Origin of the sequence: Streptomyces sp. NPDC059668 (assembly GCF_042734135.1) — a bacterium.
Taxonomy (GTDB): domain Bacteria; phylum Actinomycetota; class Actinomycetes; order Streptomycetales; family Streptomycetaceae; genus Streptomyces.
This window is the reverse complement of the sequence record NZ_JBHWEL010000007.1, coordinates 11,913-38,004: the sequence shown is the minus strand read 5'-3', so window position 1 is coordinate 38,004 and position 26,092 is coordinate 11,913. Positions and strand designations below refer to the sequence as shown.

The 26,092-nt window shown below is 71.8% G+C and carries 23 protein-coding genes and 1 pseudogene; 13 read left to right on the top strand and 11 right to left on the bottom strand.

From position 1 onward, the window contains the following. Positions 1-40: 40 nt before the first annotated feature. Positions 41-454, bottom strand: coding sequence for a roadblock/LC7 domain-containing protein (locus ACFV2J_RS08055; protein WP_385081879.1), 414 nt, complete (start codon positions 452-454; stop codon positions 41-43). A gap of 92 nt (positions 455-546) precedes the next feature. Here ACFV2J_RS08055 and ACFV2J_RS08050 point away from each other — a divergent pair, with 92 nt between their 5' ends. Continuing rightward, the gene (locus ACFV2J_RS08050; RefSeq protein WP_385081880.1) at positions 547-975 is read left to right on the top strand and encodes a PPOX class F420-dependent oxidoreductase; all 429 of its coding nucleotides are present in this window, start codon (positions 547-549) and stop codon (positions 973-975) included. Positions 976-1,018: 43 nt separating this feature from the next. Here ACFV2J_RS08050 and ACFV2J_RS08045 read toward each other — a convergent pair whose 3' ends face one another. From ACFV2J_RS08045 to ACFV2J_RS08025, 5 genes are all read right to left on the bottom strand, one after another. Next, positions 1,019-1,624: an ATP/GTP-binding protein gene (locus tag ACFV2J_RS08045; protein ID WP_385081881.1), complete on the bottom strand. Its 606-nt coding sequence runs from the start codon at positions 1,622-1,624 to the stop codon at positions 1,019-1,021. A 251-nt stretch (positions 1,625-1,875) separates the two neighbouring features. Continuing rightward, complete coding sequence (locus ACFV2J_RS08040) at positions 1,876-2,268, bottom strand: DUF742 domain-containing protein (RefSeq protein ID WP_385081883.1); 393 nt, start codon at positions 2,266-2,268, stop codon at positions 1,876-1,878. After that, positions 2,265-2,726: a roadblock/LC7 domain-containing protein gene (locus ACFV2J_RS08035; RefSeq protein ID WP_385081884.1), complete on the bottom strand. Its 462-nt coding sequence runs from the start codon at positions 2,724-2,726 to the stop codon at positions 2,265-2,267. The genes ACFV2J_RS08040 and ACFV2J_RS08035 overlap by 4 nt, the downstream gene beginning before the upstream one ends. After that, the gene (locus tag ACFV2J_RS08030; protein WP_385081885.1) at positions 2,723-5,284 is read right to left on the bottom strand and encodes a nitrate- and nitrite sensing domain-containing protein; all 2,562 of its coding nucleotides are present in this window, start codon (positions 5,282-5,284) and stop codon (positions 2,723-2,725) included. Before ACFV2J_RS08030 ends, ACFV2J_RS08035 begins: the two co-directional genes overlap by 4 nt. Positions 5,285-5,352: 68 nt before the next feature. Next, a complete protein-coding gene (locus ACFV2J_RS08025) occupies positions 5,353-6,126 on the bottom strand; it encodes an MHYT domain-containing protein (protein WP_385081886.1) in 774 nt (257 codons plus the stop codon). A 152-nt stretch (positions 6,127-6,278) separates the two neighbouring features. Here ACFV2J_RS08025 and ACFV2J_RS08020 point away from each other — a divergent pair, with 152 nt between their 5' ends. Together ACFV2J_RS08020 and ACFV2J_RS08015 are read left to right on the top strand one after the other, a co-directional pair. Next, a complete protein-coding gene (locus tag ACFV2J_RS08020; RefSeq protein ID WP_385081887.1) occupies positions 6,279-6,878 on the top strand; it encodes a class I SAM-dependent methyltransferase in 600 nt (199 codons plus the stop codon). Positions 6,879-7,215: 337 nt separating this feature from the next. After that, positions 7,216-7,338 (top strand): annotated as a pseudogene (locus ACFV2J_RS08015) (PadR family transcriptional regulator); the annotation flags it as partial. Here the strand turns inward: ACFV2J_RS08015 and ACFV2J_RS08010 are convergent. Further along, positions 7,315-8,205, bottom strand: a complete 891-nt coding sequence (locus ACFV2J_RS08010; protein ID WP_385081889.1) for an oxygenase MpaB family protein — start codon at positions 8,203-8,205, stop codon at positions 7,315-7,317. The pseudogene ACFV2J_RS08015 and the gene ACFV2J_RS08010 sit on opposite strands and share 24 nt — an antisense overlap. A gap of 106 nt (positions 8,206-8,311) precedes the next feature. Between ACFV2J_RS08010 and ACFV2J_RS08005 the strand changes: the two genes are divergently transcribed. Next, complete coding sequence (locus tag ACFV2J_RS08005) at positions 8,312-8,617, top strand: hypothetical protein (protein WP_385081891.1); 306 nt, start codon at positions 8,312-8,314, stop codon at positions 8,615-8,617. Positions 8,618-8,751: 134 nt separating this feature from the next. Beyond that, on the top strand, positions 8,752-9,684 hold the full coding sequence (locus tag ACFV2J_RS08000; protein WP_385081892.1) for a hypothetical protein: 933 nt from the start codon (positions 8,752-8,754) through the stop codon (positions 9,682-9,684). 132 nt (positions 9,685-9,816) lie between these two features. On the opposite strand, the gene ACFV2J_RS07995 is transcribed toward ACFV2J_RS08000, so the two are convergent. Together ACFV2J_RS07995 and ACFV2J_RS07990 are read right to left on the bottom strand one after the other, a co-directional pair. Beyond that, positions 9,817-9,999, bottom strand: coding sequence for a hypothetical protein (locus ACFV2J_RS07995; protein WP_101407670.1), 183 nt, complete (start codon positions 9,997-9,999; stop codon positions 9,817-9,819). 148 nt (positions 10,000-10,147) lie between these two features. Beyond that, on the bottom strand, positions 10,148-11,203 hold the full coding sequence (locus ACFV2J_RS07990) for a fatty acid desaturase family protein (protein ID WP_385081894.1): 1,056 nt from the start codon (positions 11,201-11,203) through the stop codon (positions 10,148-10,150). 314 nt (positions 11,204-11,517) lie between these two features. Between ACFV2J_RS07990 and ACFV2J_RS07985 the strand changes: the two genes are divergently transcribed. Continuing rightward, positions 11,518-14,304 carry a DEAD/DEAH box helicase gene (locus ACFV2J_RS07985; RefSeq protein WP_385437822.1) on the top strand — a complete coding sequence of 929 codons (2,787 nt, stop codon included), beginning with the start codon at positions 11,518-11,520 and terminating at the stop codon, positions 14,302-14,304. Continuing rightward, positions 14,301-15,614, top strand: coding sequence for an SWF or SNF family helicase (locus tag ACFV2J_RS07980; RefSeq protein WP_385081896.1), 1,314 nt, complete (start codon positions 14,301-14,303; stop codon positions 15,612-15,614). The genes ACFV2J_RS07985 and ACFV2J_RS07980 overlap by 4 nt, the downstream gene beginning before the upstream one ends. A gap of 127 nt (positions 15,615-15,741) precedes the next feature. Here the strand turns inward: ACFV2J_RS07980 and ACFV2J_RS07975 are convergent, their stop codons facing one another. After that, positions 15,742-16,200, bottom strand: a complete 459-nt coding sequence (locus tag ACFV2J_RS07975) for a hypothetical protein (RefSeq protein ID WP_385437728.1) — start codon at positions 16,198-16,200, stop codon at positions 15,742-15,744. 35 nt (positions 16,201-16,235) lie between these two features. Next, positions 16,236-17,402 carry a xylose isomerase gene (xylA, locus tag ACFV2J_RS07970; RefSeq protein WP_385437726.1) on the bottom strand — a complete coding sequence of 389 codons (1,167 nt, stop codon included), beginning with the start codon at positions 17,400-17,402 and terminating at the stop codon, positions 16,236-16,238. Positions 17,403-17,564: 162 nt separating this feature from the next. Between xylA and xylB the strand changes: the two genes are divergently transcribed. The 6 genes from xylB to ACFV2J_RS07940 all read left to right on the top strand — a co-directional run bounded on the left by xylB (position 17,565) and on the right by ACFV2J_RS07940 (position 26,066). Beyond that, positions 17,565-19,010 (top strand): xylulokinase, encoded by a 1,446-nt coding sequence (gene xylB / locus ACFV2J_RS07965; protein ID WP_385081901.1) that lies wholly within the window; start codon positions 17,565-17,567, stop codon positions 19,008-19,010. A 57-nt stretch (positions 19,011-19,067) separates the two neighbouring features. Continuing rightward, positions 19,068-20,276, top strand: a complete 1,209-nt coding sequence (locus ACFV2J_RS07960) for an ROK family protein (RefSeq protein WP_385437723.1) — start codon at positions 19,068-19,070, stop codon at positions 20,274-20,276. A 235-nt stretch (positions 20,277-20,511) separates the two neighbouring features. Further along, positions 20,512-21,996 (top strand): APC family permease, encoded by a 1,485-nt coding sequence (locus ACFV2J_RS07955; protein ID WP_385081904.1) that lies wholly within the window; start codon positions 20,512-20,514, stop codon positions 21,994-21,996. After that, positions 21,993-23,006, top strand: coding sequence for an acetamidase/formamidase family protein (locus ACFV2J_RS07950; protein ID WP_385081906.1), 1,014 nt, complete (start codon positions 21,993-21,995; stop codon positions 23,004-23,006). Before ACFV2J_RS07955 ends, ACFV2J_RS07950 begins: the two co-directional genes overlap by 4 nt. Before the next feature lie 151 nt (positions 23,007-23,157). Then, entirely contained in the window at positions 23,158-24,486 is a 1,329-nt protein-coding gene (locus ACFV2J_RS07945; RefSeq protein WP_385081908.1) for a GAF domain-containing protein, read from the top strand. Between the two features lie 56 nt (positions 24,487-24,542). Next, positions 24,543-26,066, top strand: a complete 1,524-nt coding sequence (locus ACFV2J_RS07940) for an aldehyde dehydrogenase family protein (RefSeq protein ID WP_385437720.1) — start codon at positions 24,543-24,545, stop codon at positions 26,064-26,066. Positions 26,067-26,092: the final 26 nt, after the last annotated feature.

Genomic DNA, 26,092 nt, shown 5'->3' with positions numbered 1-26,092 from the left:
ATGCCTGTGGATAACTCCGCCGCGCATACGTCTCCGCAGGTCAGGAGTCCGCTGTGGGGGATCGTTCCGGCTGGCGGGTGTCCACGCGCAGGTGTTCGCCGACCCGGTTCACGAGCAGGGTCATCTCGTAGGCGACCTGACCGATGTCGGCCTCCGCGGCACTGAGAACGCACAGGCAGCTGCCGTCGCCCGCCGCGGTGACGAAGAGCACCGCCTCGTCGAACTCGATCATCGTCTGACGTACTTGGCCCGCGCCGAAGTGACGGCCGGAGCCCTTTGCCAGACTGTGCAGACCCGACGAGACCGCCGCCAGGTGTTCGGCGTCCTCGCGTCGAAGTCCCGTACTGGCACCCGTCACCAGCCCGTCGTTGGAGAGCACCAGCGCGTGCCGTACGTGTTCGACGCGCTCGGTCAGATCGTCCAGCAGCCAGCCGAGTCCCGTGTTCTGATCCATGTCCGTCTCCCCCTGTGGTGACTCCCCCTGACCGGAGGATTCGACCAGCCAGCCTTCCCCACAGCCGCGCTCCGGGCAAGGAGGATGGGGGCATGGCACAGAAGATGACCGACGAACAATGGCGGGCCTTCGTCTCGCACGGCACCCGCACCGGAAAACTGTCGACCGTCCGGGCGGACGGGAGTCCGCATGTGGCGCCGATCTGGTTCCTGCTGGACGGCGACGACCTGGTCTTCAACACCTCGAAGGAGACCGTGAAGGGACGGAATCTGGCCCGTGACGGCCGGGTCGCCCTCTGTGTGGACGACGACCGGCCGCCCTTCGACTTCGTGGTGCTGGAAGGCCGGGCCGAACTGTCCGAGGACCTCGACGAGTTGCGGCACTGGGCCACCCGCATCGGCGGCCGCTACATGGGTGCGGAGCGGGCGGAGGAGTTCGGCAGACGCAACGGAGTCCCGGGCGAACTCCTCGTCCGCGTGCGCATCGGCAAGGTCCTCGCCTACTCCGCGGTGGCGGACTGACCGCTGATCCCTTCGTCCGTGAGCCTCCGGCGACCCGAAGGGATCAGCCCACGGAGTCGAGCAGCCGGGCGGTGTGCACCCGCCCGGCGTACTCCACCAGTCGGATCAGCACCTCCTTGCCGGAGTCGCGGTCCCGGGCGTCACAGAGCACCACCGGCGTGCCCCGGTCGAGGTCGAGGGCGCGGGACACGTCCTGGGCTCCGTAGGCGCGGGCGCCCGCGAAGCAGTTGACGGCCACCACGAACGGGATGTGCCGGTGCTCGAAGTAGTCGACCGCAGGGAAGCAGTCCTCCAGGCGCCGGGTGTCCGCGAGGACGACGGCGCCGAGCGCGCCCAGCGACAACTCGTCCCACAGGAACCAGAACCGGTCCTGTCCCGGGGTGCCGAAGAGATAGAGCGAGAGACCGGACCGGATGGTGATGCGGCCGAAGTCCATGGCGACGGTCGTCGTGGCCTTGCGGTCCACGCCCTCGGTGTCGTCCACCGACTGACCTGCCTCGCTCAGCAGTTCCTCGGTGCGCAGCGGGCGGATCTCGCTGACCGCGCCCACCAGGGTCGTCTTCCCCACGCCGAACCCGCCGGCGACCAGTATCTTCAACGCCAGCGCGGACGACTCGGCGGCCGAGGCGTCGGAGTTCTCGGAGAGCATCGATCACTTCCCTCGGGAGTGCCGACAGGGGTCGGCATGGCCCGTCCGCACCCGGTGTGATGGAACCCGGGTGCAGGACGGGCGCTTCGGTGCGTTCGGTACAGGTCTGCGGGTGCGCGAAGTCAGCATCATGGCAACTGCGGCTCCCCCACGAGGGAACGGACCGCAAATGGTCCGTTGCGACCGTCTCGCGGCTGTTCGGCATCCAGAACTGGGCACAAGCGGTCGAGGGACGGGCCGACATGGTTCATCTAGAGCGCCCTCAGTCCTTCGATCACCTCGTGGAGGATCCGCTCGTCGGGCAGCTGCGCGGGCGGCACCGGGCGACTGACCTTGACGCGGCCACGCTCCAGCAGGTCGCCCAGCAGAACTCTGACCACGCCCACCGGCAGGTCGGTGTCCGCGGCGAGTTCGGCCACCGACTGGGTCTCGACACGGCACAGGTCGATGAGGTGCCGGTGCTCCGGCCCGAGCAGTGAGTCGTCCGCCGCGGGCGCGCCCGTGTCGAGGCTGACCAGGGCGATCAGATCGAACCGCACTCCGGTGGGGCCGGGTTGGGTGCGGCCGCCCGTCATCGCGTACGGGCGGACGAGAGGTCCGGCCTCGTTGTCGTACCACTGGCTGCCCGCCGCACCCTCGCTCATCCGTATCTGCCTTCCTCGGCCGAACCGCCGGCGGGCGGCTGCGCGGCGGCGCGCGGAGGCGCGTGGAGGTGCTCGCCGACACGCTTGACCAGCCGTGCCATCTCGTACGCCACCAGGCCGATGTCGGCCGTCGCGGCGGTGAGGACGGAGAGACACGAGCCGTCGCCGGCCGCCGCCACGAGCAGGAAGCCGTCGTCCATCTCGACCAGCGTCTGTCGTACGCCTCCGGCACCGAAATGGCGTCCCGCGCCCTTCGCCAGGCTGTGGAAGCCGGAGGCGACGGCGGCCAGGTGGTCGGCGTCCGCGCGGACGAGACCGGTGGAGGCGCCCACCGCCAGCCCGTCGTTCGACAGCACCACCGCGTGCCGTACTTCGGCCACCCGGAGCACCAGGTCGTCCAGCAGCCAGTCGAGCTCGCCGGATCTCTGGGCAGCCCGCAGGCTCGGGTCCTGAATCACGCGGGGTCTCCTTCGCCGCTGTCGCCACCCGCATCGGGGGCCGAGGTGCCACCGGGACCGGATGCCCGGCCGCTGCCGCGCGCCCAGCCGGCGCGGTAGGCGGTCATACGGTCCCGTACGAGTTCGGGGGTGCGGGTGTCTTCCCTCCGGGGACCGGGCGTGTACGCGGGCTCCTCCGCGCGCTGCTCGCGCAGTTGGGGTGCGAGGCTGGCCTGCCGTACGCGCTTGGGGAGGCCGTCGTCACCGTCGGGGGCCTCCGGAGGACGCTGCAACCGCAAGGTGGTGACTCCTGGTGGCGGTGTTTCGGCCGAGGTGTCCACGGCGGCTTCGACGGCGGCCTGTACGGGAGCCACGAGGACGGGCCGCTCGACGGGTGTCCGGACGGCCTCCTTTTCGGGGGCGGCCGACACGCGCGCGTACTCGCGTTCCGCGGGCCCTTCGGTGTCCGCCTGGCGAGGGGATCGTTCCGCCGGGCCCGACTGCAGCAGCGCCGTGGGAAGCAGGACGACCGCCGTCGTGCCTCCGTAGGGCGAGGTCCGCAGGTGCACCTTGATGTCGTGCCGGGCGGCGAGCCTGCTGACCACGAAGAGACCGAGCCGGTCGCTGTCGGACAGGTCGAGCGTCTCGGTCTCCTCGATGCGCCGATTGGCCTCGTCGAGGGTCTCCTTGCCCATGCCCAGCCCCCGGTCCTCGACCTCCAGCACGTAGCCGTTGCCGACCGGCTCGCCGGTGATCCGGACATGGGTGTGCGGCGGTGAGAACTGCGCGGCGTTCTCGACGAGTTCGGCGAGGAGGTGCGTGAGGTCGGCGACGGCGGCACCGAGGACGGACGTCTCCGGGAACTGCCGTACCTCCACGCGCGCGTAGTCCTCCACCTCGGACACGGCCGCACGGACCACGTTCGTCAGTGAGACCGGCAGGCGCCAGGCCCGGCCGGGAGCCGCGCCCGAGAGGATGATGAGGTTCTCCGCGTGGCGCCGCATACGGGTGGTGAGGTGGTCGAGCCGGAAGAGGTCGCCCAGTTCGTCCGGGTCCTCCGACCGCCGCTCCATGCTGTCCAGCAGGCTCAGTTGGCGATGCACGAGGACCTGGCTGCGCCGGGCGAGATTGACGAAGACCCCGGAGATTCCACTCGCGAGTTCCGCACGCTCGACCGCGGCGCGCAGGGCGGCCCGGTGGACGATGCCCAGGGCCTCGGCGACCTGGCCGGTCTCGTCCTCGGAGGGCGGCCCCGACGGTGCCTCGGCCCGGACGTCGATCTCCTCCCCCGCGCGCAGTTTGCGCATGGCGTCGGGGAGTTTGCGCCGGGCGATCTCCAGGGCGCTGTTGCGCAGGGCCACCAGCTCGACGACAAGGCCCCGGCCGATGCGTACGGAGATGACGAGTGACGCGGCGACGGCGGCGAGCCCGAACACGACGGCGGCACCGGCGGGCGTCCGCAGACCGCGGGTCAACGGGTAGGCCCGGCCCTCGGCACCTCGGCCCGCGCCGGCCCCGATCGTGCGCATGGCGTCACGCACGCGCGCGTGAGCCGCGTTCCAGTCGGCTTCCGGAGCGGCGGCGAGGGCGACAACGCCCGGCCGGGACGCGAGCGCCCTGTCCTCGACGACGCCCACGTCGCCGTACGCGCTCCCGCCCATGAGGGCGCGCCAGGAGGCCTGTTCGGCCCCCCGCAGATCCGCGACGGACGCGTCGGTCAGCGCGCGGCGGGTGGCGACGGCTCCGGTGAACAGCCGCAGTCGTTCACCGTCAAGGGTGCCCGCGAGCCGTGCGCCGGACAGCACCGTGTCCTCCTGGGCGAGCGCCTCCCCCGCCCGGGAGAACTCGAGGAGCACGCGCGCCTCGGATCCCGGGCCGGGGTCCTGGACGCTGGTGAGCGCGCCGGTCACCGCGAAGGCCGTCGAGATGACCCTGGTGTACTGCCCGTAGGCCTCGTCCCAGCCCACGCGGCGCGCTCGGACCGCGCTGCGCAGCGTTCGCAGGTCCTCCGCTCCGGTGACGAAGGACTCGAGGCGACCGGCCACCCCGGCCGGCAGGTCGGCACCGTCGGCGACGGTGTTGCGGTCACCGAGGCGCAGTTTCGCCACCGCACGGTCGGTGCGTTGCGCGAGCGTCCCGAGGTCTCGCTGCCGCTCGGGGTCCGGATCGGTCGCATACCGGACGGAGGCCGTCCGCTCGGCCTGCAGCGCGGTGACGGCGTTGTCGACCGGGACACGGATCATGGAGTCAACGCGTTGCAACTGGCGCAGTCGCGCGACGTCCTGAGCCGTCGTCACGGTGGCGTACGCCCACAGCGCGAACAGGGACACGACCGGCACCATCAGCAGGCAGATGATCTTGGCCCGCACGGTCCTGGGGCGCGGACTCCAGCGGCCCGCGCGGCGCAGGATCGCCTCGGAAGGCGGGTTCCCCTCGGAGTCCTTCCCGGCGGTGTCCGCGTCGACGTCGCCGTGCTCCTCGGCGGGCGATCCCGCGTGGGCACGACGACCGCGCGCCGGAGCCCGGGACGACGGCGCCTCGGCGCCGCCGGGTACGGGGGTTGTGCGGGGTGTACGCATGGCCTCCTCACTCAATGATTCGGGGCTCTCCGGGCGGGTCGGCCCGGCTCCGGGAACGGGGACCGTGGCTAGCGGGCGGCGCTCCCGACCGGCCGCTGGGCCGCCGCGGACGCCTCCCGCTCGCGGGCCGTGGGCGACAAGGCGACGAAAGCCGATGTCAGGAAGAGATAGGACCCGAGGCCGACGGCGAGGGGGAAGACGAACTGCATCACCGCGGCCCCGGGAAGAGCCTCACCGGAAGGGCTGACGCGGACGCTCACCGCCAGCATGCCGGTGTAGTGCATGCTGCTCACGGCGCCTCCCATGACGAGGGAGGCCCCGACGACCGCGACGGGTGACTTGATGTTGAGCCCCGCCCACAGAGCCGCGGTCGCCGCGACCACCGCGATCACCACCGAGAGCCCGACGAGCATCGGGTCGTAGTGCACGGAGCCGTGCAGTCGCAGCGCGGCCATCCCGAGGTAGTGCATGCTCGCCACCCCGAGCCCTGTGGTGAGTCCGCCGAGGGCGAGCGCGCGCCCACGGTCGCGGCCGTACCCGACGGCGAAGACGCCTCCTCCCACGACGAGCAGGGCGACGAGCAGACTCAGGATGGTCAGCGGGACGTCGTAGCGGATCTCCGTGCCGCTGACGCTGAACCCGAGCATCGCCACGAAGTGCATCGTCCAGATGCCGGTGGCGATCGCGGAGGCCGCGGCGAGGAGCCAGTTGCGGCGCGCTCGTCCGGTGGCGCCGAGCGCCCGGACCGTGCAGCGCAGCCCGAGAGCGGCGCCGGTACAGGCCATCGCGTACGACAGCACGGGGGTCAGCCAGCCGAAGGCGGCGTGGTCCAGGTGTCCCATGGCCCAGGGACGCTAGCCCCGGTGGGGGCGCAGCAAGGGGGCGCATTTCGAAAGGTGTTGCAATATGACACAGAACGGCAGGCGGGCGATCGGGTCACGCTCGAACGTGTGCGCAGCGTCGTCCTTCGTGTCGGTGCGGGATCATGCGGAACATGAGCGACGACCACACACATGTCCGGGAGTTCTTCACGGCGCGCGCCGCCGACTGGGACGTCAGGTTTCCCGACGACGGGCCCGCGTACGCGGCTGCGGCGGCCGAACTCGGCCTGCGCGAGGGCGACCGGGTACTCGACGCGGGCTGCGGCACCGGGCGCGCCCTGCCGCCGTTGCGCGCGGCCGTGGGGCCGTCCGGAGTCGTCATCGGGGCCGATCTGACCCCGGCGATGCTGACGGCCGCGGTACGGGCCGGGCAGGACCGCAAGGGGCGGCTGTTGCTCGCCGACGTCGCCGCGCTGCCCCTGCGCACCGGGTCGCTCGACGCCGTGTTCGGCGCGGGCCTCATCGCCCATCTGCCGAACCCGGAGGCGAATCTGCGGGAGTTGGCGCGTGTGGTGCGTCCGGGTGGCACGCTGGCGCTGTTCCATCCGATCGGCAGGGCGGCTCTCGCGGCCCGCCAGGGGCGCCGGGTGACACCGGACGATCTGCGCGCGGAGGCGAACCTGCGTCCTCTGCTGGCGGGTTCCGGATGGGATCTGACGTCGTACGCCGACGAGGACGCGCGCTTCCTGGCGCTCGCGGTACGCCGGAGTTGAGGCCTCAGGGTGTCGCGGAGACCGCTGCCACGAAGGCGTCGGGGTGGTCGAACATGATGTCGTGCCCCACTCCGGGCACGGTCACCACACGCACACCGGCGGACTCCAGCCCAGTCCTGTCGGCCGGTTCGCCGCTCAGCTCCCCCTGAAGGCGGTCACGGGCCAGGCCACCGTCGACCTCTCCAGCAGGCGGCGCACCGTGGGCGTGGTGCCGCGCGCGAGTCCCGTCGCGGTCCGGTGGAGGGCGAGCGGGCCGGCGAGTCGCATGGTGACGGTCCAGACGGGGCCGACCTCGTCGAGCACGCGCGCGTGGCCGCCGTTTTCGACATGCTCACCGCGCGCCGAGAAGCTCGACGACCCCTTCAGACGCGGCATCCGCACCATCGCGCGGGCCACGAGCGTGGCCGAACCGTCGTGGCCGCGGGCCACGATCGGCTCACTCGACGCGAGGGACGGGTGAGGCGGGGCAGCCGCGCACGCCCGGCACCGGCCACGTGCCCAGTTCGGCGACGCGGTAGCCGTTCGGGTACCCCTTGATCTCTCGGTTCTGCCGGGCGTGGTGCGGATCCCGGCGGGGCGGCAGCAGCCGGACCAGACGGCCGCGCGTCCGTACCGCACGGCGGACCAGCGCGCGGGTGGCCGCACCCGGCGGCTCGTACCGGAACGCCCGCAGCAGCGGCTCGTCGAGCAGCGCGAGCGTCGAGGCGCGCAGCAGGGGCGCGAGAGGGCGCGGGTACCAGGAGGCCATCAGGTCGAGGGTCGCGTCGGAGACGCGTCGCGCGCCCTCGTCCCAGCCGAATTGGGCCTCCTCATAGGCGTCGAGGCATGTCTCGAACTCCTCGTACGTCTGCGGGACGTCCTCGATCCCCATGTGCCGTCCCAGAGCGCGGTAGTGGACCGCGGACGCGACGATCTCGTGCCGTGACATCCTGCGCCACCCGTAGGCGTCGATCCACCGTTTGGGCACGACCACGAAGGTGCAGAGCACGTACCGCATGTCCGCGTTGCTGATGTCGTAGCTGCGGTGCATCCGGTTGATGCGCCGGATCGCGGTACGCCCCTCCTCGGACTCGAAGCCGTGCTCGACGAGGGCGTCCAGGAGCAGCGCTGTGTCGTCGTACCGCTTCTGTGTGCGGCCGGTGAGCTCCGCCGTCTCGGCGAGGAGCCGGCCGATGCCGGGGACGGCGTACGTGCGGTAGAGGGCCAGTTCCAGGGCCCGGGTGAGGTCCCAGGGGAACTCGTAGGCGGAGCTGAGCCGATAGATCTCCGACGCCTCTTCGTACGGATCCATCCGCCGGATCTGTTCGAGCCGCTCGTAGCGCTTCACCGGGCCGTCCCCCTTCTGCCGCCGAGGCTTCAACTCTACGTTGAGTAGCGGCAGATGAACGGTCAGCGATGAAGAGTCCGCAGGGGAAGGCGGTCCGATGTCCGGCATGTTCGCCAGATTCCGCAGGTTGTGGGGCCCCGGAACGGCCGAGGAGGCCGGGGGGCGGGAGCCCGCGAAGCAGCGCCGCGAGAAGCGCGCGCACAATTTGTTCGAGGCCGCCGCGGCATATGTGTCGGCGTGCGCGGAGGACGATCAGGAGCGGATCGACGAGGCCGCGACCTGGGTGTCGCCGGAGGCCCTGTCGTTCGGGGTGAACGAACTGGCCTGCCGCGCGGTCATCGCCCTGGCCCGCGAGCGTGACGAGTCGCCCCGTACCGTGGCGCGGACGCTGCTGGGTCTGCCGACAGGCTGACGGCCGGGGCCGCGACGGCCGTTTCGCCCCTGTCCAGCCGGATAACTGCAGCTCCGCGTGGGCTTCGGGCCCGTGACAAGCACCTTCCGGTCGCACTAGGGTGCGCCGACGAAGGTAGCGATGGGGAGGTTGGGATGGCTGGGACGGACGATGACGCCGTCGCCACCGGGGACGACGACGCGCTGTATGTGCTGACGGCGGTGCTGCTGACGCCCGCGAAGTTCCCCAGCGTGCTGGGCGACGACTACCCGGAGGCCTGCGCGGCGCTCGATCTGGCGCCGCTGGCCGACGGGTACGGCATCGTGCTCGGTCAGGATGGGGACGGCGCGCGGTGGACGGTCGTCATCGACGATGTCTCGTTGGTCGCCGTCGCCATCGCGTCCTGGGACTGCGGCATGGAGCACGAGCTGTCGCCCGACGAGCGGACGGTCGTCTGCGCGCTGCCGGGCTGGCCCCTCGCGGTCGCTGTCGCGGCGCCGGGGGTTCCCGCCCCGCACGACCCCGCTCCCGAGCTCACGGAGCGCGCGCCGCTCTGTCCGCCGGACACCACCGACTGGGGGCCGGCGCAACGGCGTCTCGGCGCCGACGAGATCGCCCTCCAGTGGTCGACGTGGCGGGACCAGATCGACGACGCCGAGTTCGTCACGCCGGAGGACAAGGCTCAGGCGGAGGACGAGACCCAGGCTCAGGACGAGGCACCGGCGGAGGACGAGGTTCGGGACGAAGGCGAGGCTCGGGACGAGGGCAAGGTTCGGGACAAGGACACGCCTCAGGACGAGTCCGCGAGCGACGGCAAGGGGCGCAAGGGAATCCGCCGGGTGCTGGCGGAGGCGCGGTCCTACGTGGACACGCCGCCGCCGCTCGGCCGGGTCCGTTCTTCGTTCGCCACCGGCGACGCCCGGACCCTGCGGGCGGACGGCCCGGGCTGGTCGATGGTCGCCCGAACCGACGACATCGCGTTCGTCCTCCTGGACGAGGAGCCCGGTGAGGTCCTTCCCGTCGGGCGCGGCCCCGAACTGCCCGGGCTCCTGGAAGCCCTCGACAAGATGGCCGTTCGTCCCAGCTGAGCGGCCGCGCCGCGCGAGCACCCAGGACGGTGCGTGCTGCCGCTCGCGGGCCGTACGCCCTTCAGGTCCGCGAGCGGCGACATGACCGTCTCCCCCTCTACGCCGGGACCGCCCGCTCCGGGCCTGCGGCGCTCAGCGTCCTAGCTCCTTGCGGGTGACCCGGCGCAGCCGGCGCCGCTGCGAGGGGTCCAGCGTCAGGTACGCGGCAGCCGGAACCCCCACCACGATCAGGAAGGCGGCCCACCAGGGCAGCCAGATCAGCAGGATGAGGCCGACCGCCACACCTCCTGCGGCGATCTTCGCGTTCTTCGACATGTGTCGCCTCCTTCGCGGCTACTGCCGCTCTCTGTCCTGAGAACGGGCCCGCGCCGTTCTCGGTTCCAGTGCGCGACCCTGAGACATCCCTGAGGCGCTCCCCTACTCACCCCTGAGTCCATCCGCACGCGCGCCGGCCATTCCGCGGCTACTCGGCCCTGAGCGGCTCACCGACCTCGTACATGTGGCGCAGGGCCTGCCGGTAGGAGTCGACGAGCCCGGTCTCCGCATAGGGGATACCCAATTCCCGGCAGTGTGCCCGTACCAGCGGCTGGGCGCGCCGCAGATGGGGCCGGGGCATGCTCGGGAACAAGTGGTGCTCGATCTGGTAGTTGAGGCCGCCGAGGAACCAGTCGGTCAGGACGGCGCCGCGAACGTTGCGCGAGGTGAGCACCTGGCGTTGCAGGTGGCCCCAGCGTTCGCCGTCCGGGTCGGGCATCTCCATGCCCTTGTGGTTCGGTGCGAAGGCCATGCCCAGGTGCAGGCCGAACAGCGCCTGGTGCAGCGCGGCGAAGGTCAGCGCCTTGGCCGGGGACATGGAGGTGAGCAGCAGCGTCGCGTACGCCACGACGTGCGCCACCAGCAGCATGGCTTCCACCGTCCGCTCGCGCGGCGGCTGCCTCCGCAGGTCCCGGAAGCCGTGGACCTTCAGGGCGACGCCCTCCAGGAGAGTGAGCGGGAAGAAGAGCCAGGCCTGGTTGCGGGTGAGCCAGCGCCGGAAGCCGACCCGCTCCCCGGCCTGCTCACCGGTGAAGACCAGGACGTCGGCGACGACGTCGGGGTCCTTGTCGATGTGGTTGGGGTTGGCGTGGTGCCGGTTGTGCTTGTCGTTCCACCAGCCGTAACTCATCCCCAGGAGCAGGTTCCCGTGGATCAGGCCGATCACACGGCCGGTCTTCTTGTCGGTGGTGATCTGTGAGTGACCGGCGTCGTGGCCGATGAAGGCCGTCCGGGCCGAGAACACGGCGAGCGGCGGGGCGAGGAGCACCGCCCACCACGTGTCGCCGAGCAGGACGACGCCGGTCACGATCGCGGTCAGGAAGAGCGCGTTCACGGTGATCGTGAGCGCGTACCAGCCTCGGCGCCTCTCCAGGAGACCCTGATTCCTGACAGCGCGCAGGAGTGGTGCGAACCCGCTTCCCGGGGACTGCCCGACCTCTGCCCCTGGAGGGTGTTCCGCGACGGCTGCGGCGGTGTCGGGCATGGTGGGTCTCCGGTTCTCTCAGGCATCGGCTGACCTGATGAAACGTACGAATCGGTACCCTCCGGCAGCCATGGCGCCATCACCCGGATGCGTACGGAGGCTGTCCCTTCGCGCGCAGGGGGGCTACCTGCACCCCCGGTGCGGGGCGACGTGCTTCGGCGCGGCGGCGTACCTGCCCGTGCGGGCCGAGTGCTGTACCCTCGGCGACTCCGACCCCAGTAGTCAAATTTGAGGAATACGTCATCGCCGAGCAGAGAATTCCCGCGGCCACGCCCGCCGAGATCTCCGAACTGGCTCACTGTTGCGCCGTGTTCATGCCCGCCGAACCCGCCCGCGCCGGGAGCGTCGTCTTCTGGCGGCCCGAGGGCGGCATCCCGCCGGCGGTGGCGTCGGGCACCCCTCGGGACCTGACCGTCGTACTGCCCGGGGACGGCGGTGTCGGCCTGGTGACCGTGTCCGGCGTCGAGCTCCCCGTCCGGGCCGCGCTGCCGGTCCTCACGCGCGCGCGTGCCGCCGCGCGGGCCCACCGGGCGGCCGCGTTCTGGGGCGCCGCCTCCGTGCTCGCCCTCCAGTTCGCCGCTCGCGGTCTGCTGCTGCCGGGGGTGACCGACGACGGCCACGACGCCTGGCGCGCGGGGCCGCTGCGCGCCGAGGACCGGGAGCGGGTGCGCGAGCTCGCCGCCGCGATGCCGCCCGAGGCGCACGCCGTGCCGGTGGGCGAGGTCGAGCCACCGCGGCTGCCCGAACCGGAGCGGCTGCTGGGCGCCTTCCTCGACGCGGTGGCCGACGCACTGCCCCGCTCCCCCGCCGCCTCGCTCGCCTCGGGCGGTCCGGTCTTCGCGGCCCGGGAGCCGCAGCAGGTGCCACAGCTGCGCGCCTGGGCGGCCGACGTGGCCGCGGGCCACGACGCGGGCGTACGCGTCTCGGTGCGCGTGGAGATCCCTGGCCTGGCGTCGGCCGATGTGTACGGGGCACGGCTGCCGTTCCGCGCGGTGCTCCAGGTGCACAGCCTGAGCGATCCCGGCGTCGTCGCGGACGCCTCCGCGGTCTGGGCCGGTGCGCCGGGTTTCGGCCCGCGGGCGCGGATGGACGTCCTGCTCTCCCTTCGCCGCGCGGCCCACGCCTGGGCCCCGCTGGCACCACTGCTCTCGGCGGCGGTGCCGGATGCCGTGGAACTCGTGGACGAAGAGGTGACCGAACTCCTCGGCGAGGGCGCCCGTCTGCTGAGGTTCGCGGGCGTCGACGTGCACTGGCCCAGGGAGTTGGCACGCAAGCTGACCGCCCGCGCGGTCGTCGGTCCGTCCGACGAGGGGCGGGGGCCGGAGCGGGTCTCGTCGGACACGCCGTCCTTTCTGTCCACGGACGCCCTGCTCGCCTTCGACTGGCGGTTCGCCCTGGGCGATCAGCAGCTCACACGGCGGGAGCTGGACCTGCTCGCCGAGGCGAACCGTCCCATGGTGCGGCTGCGCGACCAGTGGGTCCTCGTGGACCCTCACGAGGTGCACCGCGCCCGGGCGCTGCGGGACCGCAAGGTCACACCCGTCGACGCGCTGAGCGCCGCTCTGACGGGCTCCACGGAGGTCGACGGCCACCAGGTCGACGTGCGGCCCTCGGGGTGGCTGGCGACGCTGCGGGAGCGGCTGGCGGACCCGGAGTCGCAGGAGCCGGCTGGCCCGCCGGCCGCGCTCCACGGGACCCTGCGGGACTACCAGCTGCGTGGTCTCGGCTGGCTCGCCCGGATGACCTCCTTGGGGCTGGGTGGCTGTCTCGCCGACGACATGGGGCTGGGCAAGACGATCACCCTGATCGCACTGCATCTGCACCGCCAGACCGACGAGGCTGCCGCGGGGCCCACGCTCGTGGTCTGCCCGGCCTCACTGCTGGGCAACTGGCAGCGCGAGATCGAGAGGTTCGCCCCTGGTACCCCGGTGCGCCGCTTCCACGGCTCCCGGCGCGGTCTGGAAGAACTGCGGGGCGGGGAGTTCGTGCTCACCACGTACGGCACGATGCGGGTCGACGCGGCGCGGCTCGGCGAGGTGCCCTGGGGCATGGTCGTCGCCGACGAGGCCCAGCACGTGAAGAACCCCTACTCGGCGACGGCCCGGGCCCTGCGCACCATCGGCGCACGCGCGCGCGTGGCGCTGACCGGTACCCCGGTGGAGAACAGCCTCTCGGAGCTGTGGGCGATCCTGGACTGGACGACACCGGGTCTGCTCGGAAGCCTCGGCTCCTTCCGGACGCGGTACGCGCAGGCAGTCGAGAGCGGTCAGGACCCGGCCGCCTCCGAGCGGCTGGCCCGCCTGGTCCGGCCCTTCCTGCTGCGGCGCCGCAAGTCGGATCCCGGTATCGCGCCCGAGCTGCCGCCCAAGACCGAGACCGACCGTGCCGTCTCGCTCACGGCAGAGCAGGCGGGTCTGTACGAGGCGGTGGTGCGCGAGACGCTCGCGGAGATCTCGGGCTCGGACGGAATGGCGCGGCGCGGCCTCGTCGTGAAGCTGCTCACCGGGCTGAAACAGATCTGCAACCACCCGGCGCAGTATCTCAAGGAGGACCTGCCGAGGATCCCCGGCAGGTCCGGGAAACTGGAACTGCTGGACGAACTGCTCGACACGATCCTCTCCGAGGGCGCGAGCGTCCTGGTCTTCACGCAGTACGTACGGATGGCACGCCTCATCGAGCGCCATCTCGCGGCACGCGGTGTACCGACCCAGTTCCTGCACGGAGGGACACCCGTCGACGAGCGCGAGGCGATGGTGCGGCGCTTCCAGGCGGGCGAGGTCCCCGTCTTCCTGCTGTCGTTGAAGGCCGCGGGAACGGGCCTGAACCTGACGCGGGCCGAGCATGTCGTGCACTACGACCGCTGGTGGAACCCGGCGGTGGAGGCACAGGCCACCGACCGCGCGTACCGCATCGGCCAGCACCGACCCGTGCAGGTGCACCGGCTGATCGCCGAGGGAACCATCGAGGACCGCATCGCCGAGATGCTGCGGCGCAAGCAGCTGCTGGCCGACTCGGTCCTGGGTGCCGGGGAGGCGGCGCTCACGGAACTGACCGACGCCGAGCTAGCCGAACTGGTTGAACTGCGAGGGGACGCACGATGACGGACGACGGCGACGAGCGCACGTTCGCGGCGCTGCCTCCCTTGCGCGGTCGGGGCTTCGCGCACACCTGGTGGGGTCGTGCCTGGGTGAAGGCGCTGGAGGACGCCTCGCTGGACTCCGAACAGCTCAAGGCGGGCCGCAGGCTCGCGCGCGCGGGAGCGGTGGGTTCCGTGTCGGTGCGTCCGGGACGCATCACGGCCGTCGTACGGGATCGCGATCACACCACGCACCGGGCCGACGTACTGGTTCAGGAACTGGCCGACGAGCGGTGGGACCGTTTCGTGGACATGGCCGTCGAACGGGCCGGACATGTCGCGGCGCTCCTCGACCACGAGATGCCCGCACACCTGGTCGAGGACGCGGCGGACGCCGGCGTCGAACTGCTGCCGGGGCTCGGCGACCTGGAGGCCGACTGCGACTGCGGGGCCTGGGACCACTGCGCGCACACCTCGGCGCTCAGTTACCAGATGGCGCGCCTGTTGGACCACGACCCGTTCGCCTTGCTGCTCCTGCGCGGGCGCACCGAACGGACCTTGCTCGACGAACTCCAACGGCGCGGCAGTACCGCCGGCGGCGCGAACGCACGGAACCGGTACGCCCAGGGAGTGCCGGAACCCACGTGCCGAAGCGTCGCCGCCGCCGAGGCGTACGCGGCCGGTGACCTGCTGCCTCCCCTGCCCGTCCCTCCTCCCCCGCCCGAAGGGCCCGGCCGGCCGCCTTCCTCCGACACCGGGACCGCGCCGCCGCCCGGTGTCGACCCGTCCGCCCTGGAGTTCCTGGCCATGGCGACGGCGGCCGAGGCGTACCGGCTGCTGGCCCGTGCGGTCGGACCGGGTCACGAATGGGCACCGCCGGAGCAGGAGTTGACGCTTGAGCAGGACGCGGTCCGACTCGCGGCGGCCCACCCGGCCCCGCCGATCGCCGGGCGCCTCGCCCATGGATCGGGCCGGGGCCGCCGGGAACTGACGCTCGCGGTGTGTGCCTGGCAGTTCGGCGGAGCGGTGGCACTGTCCGTGCTCGAGGACGAGTGGACCGTGGGGACGGAGGCTCTCGCACGCGCGCGTGCCGCGCTGGCGTCCGCCTGGACCGAGGACGAACGGCCGTCGCTGGTCGCCTCCCGCAACCGCTGGACCGTGGCCGGAGCGCCGGTGCAGCTGCGCCTCGGACAGGACGGCCGATGGTGGCCGTATCGCGAGGAGCGTGGCGGTTGGACACCTGTGGGAGAGCCGGTCGGGGATCCCGCCACAGCCCTGGCGACGGCGATGGCGGTGGCGGTGGAAGACCCACCGGGCGTTTCGACGAACGAATGACGCCGCGCGCCCACCGCGTCGAGGCCGGGCGCACTCGCGACCGCCTGTGGAACCCGGACCTCAGGATCGTTCTCGTACGGCACGCGCGCGTGAGGCGCGAACGGCGACCACGCGTGCGTGCCGCCGGTCACTTCAGTGGTGCGGTGAGCCGGTGCGTGCCGTCGCCCACGTCCGCGGCCAGACTGCAGGTCACTTTGTCGATACCTGTCCTGTAGATGCCGGAATCCGGGTACTGCACCAGGGTGCCGCGGACGGTGCCCGCCGACTGGTGTGCCGCCCTGCGCTCCAGAGGTGCTTCACAGAGGGCCGACGCGGCCTTCTTGAGCGCGGAATCCGTGGCATAGGTGCCGTTGAGCTCGCCCACCTCGACGACCTCCGCGTCGTGCGGTGCGCCGCACGAACGCTTGGCGGCCTGCCCGGGCCGGGCCGCGCTGGTGTCGAAACAGTCGCCTGTTCCCAACATGTAGTACGGCACTTCGTCGTCGGCCAGATCCGGGACGAGTGACTCGAGACCGCTCGGCAGACCACTGAGCAGGCCGCTCGGCAGGCCCGACGGCAATTCCGACGGCAGCCCGGAAGGCAGCACACTCGGCAGCTCACTGGGCAGCTCGGACGGGATGCTCAGCGAAGGTGAGGGAGAGTTCTTCGTGCCACCGCTGCTCTCGGTGGGCCCCTTCTTGTCGGGCTTGTCGCTGCCGCCTCCACGTCGAACTCCTCGAAGGCCGCACGGTCCGCGAGCAGCGCCTGCAGACCGTCCGCCGCGGTGGGCTGGGTCAGTTCGTCCAGACGTGAGGCGCGCAGCGCCTCCTGGACCTCTGGGTCGGCACGGAAGGCGGCGGACCGCTCCCGCAGGATCAGGTAGTTGCGCATGCAGCCCGCCGCGGAGGCCCACACCCCGTCGAGGTCCTCGGTGCGCGGCGGCTTGAAGTCGAAGTGCTTGGGGCCCGCGTATCCGGCGCTCTCCAGGAGGTCGACCAGCCAGAACGCGGAACGCAGGTCGCCGGCCCCGAAACGCAGGTCCTGGTCGTACTTGATACCGGTCTGGCCGTTGAGGTCGATGTGGAAGAGCTTGCCCGCCCACAGTGCCTGCGCGATGCCGTGCGGGAAGTTGAGCCCGGCCATCTGCTCGTGGCCGACCTCGGGGTTCACGCCGTACATCTCCGGGCGTTCCAGCCGCTCGATGAACGCGAGCGCGTGACCCACGGTGGGCAGCAGGATGTCGCCGCGCGGCTCGTTCGGCTTCGGCTCGATCGCGAACTTCAGGTCGTACCCCTGGGCGATCACGTACTCGCCGAGGAGGTCGAAGGCCTCCTTCATGCGGTCGAGGGCGACACGCACGTCCTTGGCGGCGCCGGACTCGGCACCCTCACGGCCGCCCCAGGCGACGTACGTCTGGGCGCCCAGCTCGACCGCCAGGTCGATGTTGCGGATCGTCTTGCGCAGCGCGTACCGGCGCACGTCCCGGTCGTTCGCGGTGAACGCGCCGTCCTTGAAGACGGGGTGCGTGAAGAGGTTGGTGGTGGCCATCGGCACCCGCATGCCGGTCGCGTCCAGGGCCTGGCGGAACCGCTTGATGTGCGACTCGCGCTCGGTGTCCGACGACCCGAAGGGGATCAGGTCGTCGTCGTGGAAGGTCACACCGTAGGCACCCAGGTCGGCCAGGCGCTGCACCGACTCGACCGGGTCGAGGGCGCGCCGGGTGGCGTCGCCGAACGGGTCCCTTCCCTGCCAGCCGACGGTCCACAGGCCGAAGGTGAACCTGTCCTCGGGGGTGGGCTGGTAGTTCATGCCGCGGCTCCTTGTTAGCTCCGACTATTTCGTCATGGCGGTTAACAAATTAGTATGCGAAGGCATCTCTGGGAAGAGACGAAGTGTGAAACCTGGGCCGCGCCGGTCCAAAAGCCCACCACCAGGACAGATCCCGCGGAGCCGCGGAAGAGGGAGAGCCCGATGTCAGCAGCCGAGGGTCCGCTCGTCGTCGGGGTGGACACATCCACCCAGTCCACCAAGGTCCTGGTCGTCGACGCATCGACCGGACGGGTGGTCGCGAGCGGACAGGCGCCGCACACGGTCTCCACCGGAGCGGGCCGCGAGAGCGATCCGCGCCAGTGGTGGGACGCGCTCCGCGAGGCACTCCACCAGTGCGGTGACGCGGCCCACGAGGCCGCGGCGGTCTCGATCGGCGGCCAGCAGCACGGGCTCGTGACCCTGGACGCCCACGGCGATCCGGTACGCCCGGCGCTGCTGTGGAACGACGTGCGTTCGGCGCCCCAGGCCCGCCGGCTGATCGACGAGCTGGGCGGCCCCAAGGCCTGGGCCGAGCGCACCGGCACCGTCCCCGGGCCCTCCATCACGGTCACGAAATGGGCCTGGCTGGCCGAGAACGAGCCGGACGCCGTACGCGCCACCGCCGCCGTACGGCTGCCGCACGACTACCTCACCGAACGCCTGACCGGCGAGGCCACGACCGACCGGGGCGACGCCTCCGGTACGGGCTGGTGGGCGTCCGGGTCCGAGGCGTACGACGAGGAGGTCCTCTCGCACATCGGCCTCGACCCCGCCCTGCTCCCCCGCGTCGTCCGGCCGGGCGAGGTGGCGGGAACCGTGCACGCCCGCGACGAGCTGCCCTTTTCCCGGGGCACGCTGGTCGCCGCCGGCACCGGTGACAACGCGGCCGCCGCGCTCGGCCTCGGGCTGCGCCCCGGTACCGCGGTGCTGAGCCTCGGCACCTCGGGCACCGTGTACGCCGTCTCGACGCGGCGCCCCACCGATCCGACCGGCACCGTCGCGGGCTTCGCCGACGCGCGCGGCGACTGGCTCCCGCTGGCCTGCACCCTGAACTGCACCCTCGCCGTCGACCGTGTCGCGGCCCTGCTGGGCCTCGACCGCGAGGCCGTGGAACCCGGCGCGGGCGTGACCTTGCTCCCTTACCTGGACGGCGAGCGCACCCCCGACCTGCCGCACGCCTCGGGGCTGCTGCACGGCCTGCGGCACGACACGACGGGCGGCCAGCTTCTCCAGGCGGCGTACGACGGCGCGGTCCACTCGCTGCTCGGCGCCCTGGACCTGGTGCTCGACGCGGACGCCGACCGTTCCGCCCCGCTGCTTCTCATCGGCGGCGGTGCCCGGGGCACCGCCTGGCAGCAGACCGTACGCCGACTGTCGGGACGTCCGGTGCAGGTGCCCGAGGCCAGGGAACTGGTGGCGCTGGGCGCCGCCGCGCAGGCCGCGGGTCTGCTGACCGGCGAGGACCCGGCCGCGGTCGCCCGGCGCTGGGGCACGGCCCACGGCCCGGTGCTCGAAGCCGTGGAACGGGACGAGGAGACACTCGCGAGGATCGCCGGGGTACTCTCCGACGCGGCCCCGCTGCTGGAACGGGAGTCGAACAGGACCTGACCGCGCACAGACCAGGGCAGCCCCGCGGGGACCGGCCGGACGAGGACTGACGGAGGCATGACCGCACCGCTGCACGAGGCCCACCCGACCGGTTCCGGCCGTCGCCTGCCCGACACCCAGCAGGGCATGCGCCGCCGCAACCTCTCCCGGGTCATGCACACCCTCAGCGCCGAGGGACCGCTGTCGCGTGCGGCCGTCGCCTCGCGCATCGGTCTGACCCGGGCGGCCGTCTCCACGCTGGTCGACGAGCTGATCCGCACCGGGCTCCTCGAAGAGCTCGGCCCCGAGCGTCCAGGCCGGGTGGGGCGCCCCGGCTCGGCCCTCGCGGTGAGCGGACACGGACCCGCCGGGATCGGCGCCGAGGTGGGCGTCGATCACCTCGCAGCCTGCGCGGTCGATCTGCGCGGAGACGTACGGGCCCGTGCGGTGCGGCACGGCACGAACCGCGGTCGGTCCCCCGGGCCCGTGCTCAGGGAACTGACCGCGCTCGTGCGTCAGGTCATCGCCGAGGCCGAACGGGAGGGACTGTGGCCCGCGGGCCTCGGCGTCGCCGTGCCCGGCCTGGTGGCACGCGACGCCAGGACGGTGGTGCGCGCCCCCAACCTCGACTGGCACGACACGGACCTCGGTGCGCTGCTGCCCGCCGAACTGCCGCTGACCGTGGACAACGAGGCCAACTTCGGCGGTCTCGCCGAACTCTGGCTCGGCGAGGCGACCGCCCGCGACTTCCTGCACGTGTCGGCGGAGATCGGCATCGGCGCGGCGGTGCTGGTGGACGGGCATCTGCTGCGCGGGACACGGGGTTTCGCGGGCGAGCTGGGCCATGTACCGGTGCGTCCGGAAGGACCGGCGTGTCCGTGCGGCGGACGCGGATGCCTCGAGCAGTACGCGGGTGAGGAGGCCGTCCTGCGCGCGGCCGGTCTGGAACCGGGCGGCGACCGGGTCGGTGTACTGGCCGAACGCGCCGCCCGCGGCGACGAGGACGTACGACGTGCCCTGCGCGACGCCGGAACCGCGCTCGGCATCGCGCTGACCGGGGCGGTCAACCTGCTCGACCCGCAGACCGTCGTGCTGGGCGGAGCGCTGTCCGGCCTCGCGCCCTGGCTGCTTCCTTCGCTGGAGGACGAGTTGGCGCGACGCACGGCGGGTCCCGCCTGTGCCGTGGCCGTCTCGCGCCTGGGTCCGCAAGGGCCGCTGCTGGGGGCCGCCCACTCGGTGGTGCGGGCCGTGCTCGACGATCCGTCGTCGGTCGCGGGCCGGTCGTAGCAGGCGGTCGCGGCACACGGTCGCGGCCGCCACGGAACGCGGGACGGGGCACGGGGCTCCCGTTCCCTCTCACGGGTGGCCCGCTCATCCACAGTCCAGGACTTGTCCACCGACTCACGCCTCGCCCTTCCGGCCCAACCGGCGAGCGCCGTAACGTGATTCACGCGAGGCGCAGCCATCGGGCCGACGGCTCGACGGCCAGGCGGACCGGTGTCCAAACGGATCGGGGGGTCACATGTCGGGGGAGACGGTTCCGGGACTGCGGCGCGACGCCATCGGGCTGCGCGAGGTCCTGTTCCAGAGTGTCACGGCCATGGCGCCGGCCGCCGCGGTCGCCGCGTCCATTCCGTCGGGCGCGGCGTTCGCGGGTGGCAGCCTGCCACTGTCGGTCCTGATCGCCCTCGTCGCGTGCCTGTTCACCGCGTCGTGTGTGGCCGAGCTCGCACGGCACCTGCCCTCCGCGGGATCGGTGACCACCTACGCGGCACAGGGGCTCCACCCCACCGTGGGGTTCCTGGTCGGCTGGGGCTATGTGTTCGTCGAAGCCCTGGTGCCCCCGCTGCTGCTCCTTCAACTCGGATTCACCACGGCGGGCACGCTGCACCAGGAGTGGTCCTCGTACCCCGACGACCTGTGGTGGCCGTGGTCGCTCGCGGGTGCCGCCGTCATCGCGGTGGCGGGCTACTTCGGAGTGCGCGCCTCGGCCCGCTTCGGGACCGTCCTCGGCATCTTCGAGGTGCTGGTCTTCGTCGTCTTCGCCGTCTGGCTGATCGTCAAGGCGGGCGGTGACAACACCCTGTCGGTCTTCGGGACGTCACACACCGCCCAGGGGTACGAAGGCATCAGCGGCGTGTTCGCGGGATCGGTCTACACCGTACTGGCCTTCGCGGGGTTCGAGGCGGCGGCCCCGCTCGCCGAGGAGACGAAGGACCCGCGCCGGACGATGCACCGAGCGGTCCTCGGCGCGGCTCTGGCGATCGGTCTCGTCTACGTCCTCACCACCTACGCCATGACCGTGTACGTCGGCCCGGACCGTTTCGCGGGCTTCTCGGCCTCCGGAGCCGCGTCCTGGGAGGGCGTGGCCCGCGCCTCGTTCGGGCTGTTCTGGGTGCTCGTGTTCCTGGCCGTGGTCAACTCCACCATCGCCAACGCCAACGCCTGCGCGACCGTCTCCACCCGGACGGCCTTCGCCCTCGGCCGGATCAAGGTCTTCCCGGAACTGTTCGCACGCCTGCACCCCCGGCACCGCTCCCCCGTCGCCGGAGTCGCCGTACAGTGCGCCGTGGCCGTCGCGGCCATGCTCGGACTCGGTTTCGCCTACGACCCGGTGACGGCGTTCCTGCTGCTCGCGACGGTGATCGTCACGGTCGTGATCGGTGTGTACATCGTGGTGAACCTCGCCTGCGCGGGCTACTTCCTGCGCCGTGGGCGCGCGTCGTTCCGTCCGGTACGGCATCTGCTGTTCCCGCTGCTGGGCATCGTCGCCTTCGTCCCCGCCCTGTTGACCGCCGCGGGTCTGCCGGTCTTCGACTTCGTCTCCCCCCTCACCGCGCCCGTGTCGTACGCGGGACCGGTCGTCGGGGTATGGATGGCGGCCGGGGTCGTGGTACTGATCGTCCTCGCGCGCCGCCATCCCGGGCGCATAGCCGAGACCGCCCGTGTCCACCTCGACGAGACCTCGTCCCCCGACCTTCGGCAGAGCGGAGCCACCCAGCCATGAGCGACCCTCGCATCCTGACCGTCCGGCCCGAACCCGGTGAGTACGCGTGGACGTTCGGCGGGGCGCCGCCCGTGGCGCGCATCGCGCCGGGCACGATCCTCGATCTGTACACGGAGGACTGCTTCGCCGGACGGGTGCGCTCCGAGAAGGACCTGGTGTCCGAGGTGTGCGAGTTCCCGTTCCTCAATCCGCAGACCGGCCCCTTCCACGTGGAGGGCGCGGAGCCGGGCGACACCGTCGCGGTGCACTTCGTGTCCATCGAGCCGGCCCGCGACTGGGCCGCCTCGACGACGGTCCCGCTGTTCGGCGCGCTCACCTCCACGCACACCACCGCCACGCTGCAGCCGCCGCTGCCGGAGACCGTGTGGATCTGGCAGCTCGACCGGGAGCGGCGCACCGCCCTGTTCCACGCCCGGGAGAGCGACATCCAGATCGAGCTGCCCATGGACCCGATGCACGGCACCGTCGGGGTCGCGCCGGCGAATCTGGAGGTCCGCTCGGCGCTGGTGCCGGACGCCCACGGCGGGAACATGGACACGCCGGAGATGCGGGCCGGCGTCACCTGCTTCCTCGGGGTGAACGTCGAGGGAGCCCTGTTGAGCCTCGGTGACGGACACGCGCGGCAGGGCGAGGGCGAGACGTGCGGCGTGGCGGTCGAGTGCGCGATGAACACGGTGGTGATCGTCGAGCTGCTCAAGGGAGTCGCCACCCCCTGGCCGCGCATCGAGTCCGACACGCACATCGTCTCGACCGGCTCGGCACGCCCACTGGAGGACGCGTTCCGCATCTCCCAACTCGACCTGGTGCAGTGGCTGGTGCGTGACTACGGGTTCAGCGCGCTGGACGCGTACCAGTTCGCGACCCAGGCGGTCGAGTCACCGCTCGCCAACGTCTGCGACACCAATTACACCTGCGTCGCGAAGCTCCGCAAGGAGTGGTTGCCAGCGCGCGAGACACATCGTGGTCTGCACGCGCGGTTGCGTGAAACCGCCGCGGCACTGCGCCTCTGAACGCCGGAGCACCGACGCCCTTCCCCTCTCTCCTCCGCCCGTCGCCACCCGGCTCGCCCGATCCGACCACCGCCGCATCGTCACAGAGCTTGTCCGGACCCTCGCTGGACGTGACGATGGTCCCAGCCGCATCGCCGTTCCGGGAGGCCGAATGACCGATCCATGGGTTGCCCTGGAGCCGGGTGCCGATCCGGTCGAACGAGTGCGGACGCTGCGCCGGGCCCACGAGGCGTTCACCGAGGCGGGCACGGTGCCCCGTCCGGTGCGCTCCGTGGTGGCCGATTCCTGGCGTCGCTCGGCGCGGGCAGGTGTCGCGCCCGACGGCACCGCCACGGTGGAGCTGACGGACGGCGACCTTGGTTCCTACCGGGCGGAGCATCCGCTGGCCGCGGTGATGCCGCTCTTCCGTGAGCTCATGGGGACGTTCGCGGCGGACGGCAAGCACCTTCTCGCCGTGTGCGACGAGCAGGGCAGGCTGCTGTGGGTCGAAGGACATCCGACGACACGGCGCCAGGCGGGACGGATGAACTTCGTTCCGGGTGCCCGGTGGTCGGAGACGGCGGTCGGTACGAACGCGCCGGGGACCGCGGTCGCTGTCGACCGTCCGGTGCAGGTCTTCGCGGCCGAGCACTTCATACGGCGTGTCCAGCCGTGGACGTGTGCGGCGGCCCCGGTGCACGACCCGCGCACCGGCCGGGTGCTCGGTGCGATCGACATCACCGGTGGGGACGGACTCGCGCATCCGCACAGTCTCGGTTTCGTGCAGGCGGTGGCACGGGCGGCGGAGTCCCAGTTGGCGCTGCTCGCACCGCCGAAAGCGGCCGCCGACACGGTCGAGCTGACCGCGCTGGGCCGCGACGAGGCCCAACTGGTCGCGGGCGGACGGAAGGTCGGGCTCAGTCGCAGACACAGCGAGATCCTGGTGCTGCTCGCCAGGCACCCGGAAGGGCTGACGGGCGACGAGTTGCTGTGCGCGCTGTACGAGGACGAGTCGGTGACGCCGGTGACGCTGCGCGCCGAGCTGACCCGCCTGCGCCGTCTGCTGGACTCCGGCCTGCTGGCCTCTCGCCCCTACCGGCTCACGGCGCCGGTCGAGTCGGACGTCGCGGTGGTGGAGCGTCGGCTCGGCTCGGGCGCGGTCACGGGGGCCATGACGGCGTACACCGGTCCGCTGCTCCCGGGTTCGGTGGCCCCGGCCGTCGTACGCCTGCGGCGCCGGCTCGCCGACGGACTGCGTACGGCGCTCATCGCCCGCCGCGATCCCGACCTGCTGGCGGACTGGGCACGCGCCCCGTGGGGCGAGGACGACCTCGACGTGTGGCGGGCGCTGGCCGCCGTACGCCCGACGGCCGCGGTACGGTCACGGCTCGACGAGGTGGAGGCCGAACAGGCCGCGCCCGCCGGGTGGACGCCCGCGAGGCCCGGTGGGAGAGGCCACGTGCGCCCGTCCGCAACGTCGTCGCAACGTCCGCGTCTCTAGCCTCGGGGCGAGAGCTGCCCAACGGCGGGCAGCGCTTCTCCGGGAGGCAGACAAGCATGACCCGTTACGCGGCGCCCGGCACCGAAGGCGCGATCGTCTCCTACCAGGCGCGTTACGACCACTTCATCGGCGGCGAGTATGTGCCGCCGGCTCGCGGGCAGTACTTCGAGAACCCGAGCCCGGTGAACGGGCAGCCGTTCACGGAGGTGGCGCGGGGTACCGCCGAGGACGTGGAACGCGCTCTGGACGCCGCGCACGCGGCCGCGCCCGGCTGGGGCCGGACCTCCGTCACCGCGCGCGGCGACATCCTGCTCAAGATCGCCGACCGCATGGAGGCGAACCTGGAGAAGCTGGCGGTCGCCGAGAGCTGGGAGAACGGCAAGCCGGTCCGCGAGACCCTGGCCGCCGACATCCCGCTCGCCATCGACCACTTCCGGTACTTCGCGGGGGCGATCCGCGCCCAGGAGGGCTCGCTGGGCGAGGTCGACGACGACACCGTCGCGTACCACTTCCACGAGCCGCTCGGTGTCGTCGCGCAGATCATCCCGTGGAACTTCCCCATCCTGATGGCGGTCTGGAAGCTCGCGCCGGCACTGGCGGCGGGCAACGCGGTCGTCATCAAGCCCGCCGAGCAGACCCCGGCGTCCATCCACTACTGGATGAGCCTGATCGCGGACCTGCTGCCGCCGGGCGTCGTGAACATCGTCAACGGCTTCGGCGTGGAGGCGGGCAAGCCCCTCGCCTCCAGCCCGCGGGTGGCGAAGGTGGCGTTCACCGGCGAGACCACGACGGGGCGGCTGATCATGCAGTACGCCTCCGAGAACATCAAGCCGGTCACGCTGGAGCTGGGCGGCAAGTCGCCGAACATCTTCTTCGACGACGTCTGGTCCCAGAACGACGACTTCCGGGACAAGGCGCTCGAGGGCTTCACGATGTTCGCGCTCAACCAGGGCGAGGTGTGCACCTGTCCGTCGCGCGCGCTCGTCCAGCGCGGCAACTATGGCGAGTTCATGGAGGCGGCGGTCGCCCGCACCGAGCTCATCAAGCCGGGGCACCCGCTCGACACCGACACGATGATCGGCGCGCAGGCCTCCAACGACCAGTTGGAGAAGATCCTCTCCTACCTGGACATCGGTCGCCAGGAGGGTGCCACGATCCGCACCGGCGGTGAACGCATCGAGCATGACGGTGAGTTGAAGGGCGGCTACTACGTCCAGCCGACCATCTTCGAAGGCGACAACCGCATGCGGATCTTCCAGGAGGAGATCTTCGGCCCCGTCGTCTCGGTCACGTCGTTCGACGACTTCGACGACGCCATCAAGATCGCCAACGACACCCTGTACGGCCTCGGGGCCGGCGTGTGGACGCGCGACATCAACACCGCCTACCGCGCGGGCCGCGCGATCCAGGCGGGCCGGGTGTGGACGAACTGCTACCACGCCTACCCCGCGCACGCGGCGTTCGGCGGCTACAAGCAGTCCGGCATCGGCCGGGAAACGCACAAGATGATGCTGGAGCACTACCAGCAGACGAAGAATCTTCTGGTGTCGTACTCGCCGAAGAAGCTGGGCTTCTTCTAGGAGCACGAAAAAAGGCGCCTGACCTG

Coding starts and splice junctions, on each gene's coding strand:
- ACFV2J_RS08055 (WP_385081879.1), bottom strand. CDS start 454: ATGGATCAGAACACGGGACTCGGCTGGCTGCTGGACGATCTGACCGAG.
- ACFV2J_RS08050 (WP_385081880.1), top strand. CDS start 547: ATGGCACAGAAGATGACCGACGAACAATGGCGGGCCTTCGTCTCGCAC.
- ACFV2J_RS08045 (WP_385081881.1), bottom strand. CDS start 1,624: ATGCTCTCCGAGAACTCCGACGCCTCGGCCGCCGAGTCGTCCGCGCTG.
- ACFV2J_RS08040 (WP_385081883.1), bottom strand. CDS start 2,268: ATGAGCGAGGGTGCGGCGGGCAGCCAGTGGTACGACAACGAGGCCGGA.
- ACFV2J_RS08030 (WP_385081885.1), bottom strand. CDS start 5,284: ATGCGTACACCCCGCACAACCCCCGTACCCGGCGGCGCCGAGGCGCCG.
- ACFV2J_RS08025 (WP_385081886.1), bottom strand. CDS start 6,126: ATGGGACACCTGGACCACGCCGCCTTCGGCTGGCTGACCCCCGTGCTG.
- ACFV2J_RS08020 (WP_385081887.1), top strand. CDS start 6,279: ATGAGCGACGACCACACACATGTCCGGGAGTTCTTCACGGCGCGCGCC.
- ACFV2J_RS08005 (WP_385081891.1), top strand. CDS start 8,312: ATGTTCGCCAGATTCCGCAGGTTGTGGGGCCCCGGAACGGCCGAGGAG.
- ACFV2J_RS08000 (WP_385081892.1), top strand. CDS start 8,752: ATGGCTGGGACGGACGATGACGCCGTCGCCACCGGGGACGACGACGCG.
- ACFV2J_RS07995 (WP_101407670.1), bottom strand. CDS start 9,999: ATGTCGAAGAACGCGAAGATCGCCGCAGGAGGTGTGGCGGTCGGCCTC.
- ACFV2J_RS07990 (WP_385081894.1), bottom strand. CDS start 11,203: ATGCCCGACACCGCCGCAGCCGTCGCGGAACACCCTCCAGGGGCAGAG.
- ACFV2J_RS07985 (WP_385437822.1), top strand. CDS start 11,518: ATGCCCGCCGAACCCGCCCGCGCCGGGAGCGTCGTCTTCTGGCGGCCC.
- ACFV2J_RS07980 (WP_385081896.1), top strand. CDS start 14,301: ATGACGGACGACGGCGACGAGCGCACGTTCGCGGCGCTGCCTCCCTTG.
- xylA (WP_385437726.1), bottom strand. CDS start 17,402: ATGAACTACCAGCCCACCCCCGAGGACAGGTTCACCTTCGGCCTGTGG.
- xylB (WP_385081901.1), top strand. CDS start 17,565: ATGTCAGCAGCCGAGGGTCCGCTCGTCGTCGGGGTGGACACATCCACC.
- ACFV2J_RS07960 (WP_385437723.1), top strand. CDS start 19,068: ATGACCGCACCGCTGCACGAGGCCCACCCGACCGGTTCCGGCCGTCGC.
- ACFV2J_RS07955 (WP_385081904.1), top strand. CDS start 20,512: ATGTCGGGGGAGACGGTTCCGGGACTGCGGCGCGACGCCATCGGGCTG.
- ACFV2J_RS07950 (WP_385081906.1), top strand. CDS start 21,993: ATGAGCGACCCTCGCATCCTGACCGTCCGGCCCGAACCCGGTGAGTAC.
- ACFV2J_RS07945 (WP_385081908.1), top strand. CDS start 23,158: ATGACCGATCCATGGGTTGCCCTGGAGCCGGGTGCCGATCCGGTCGAA.
- ACFV2J_RS07940 (WP_385437720.1), top strand. CDS start 24,543: ATGACCCGTTACGCGGCGCCCGGCACCGAAGGCGCGATCGTCTCCTAC.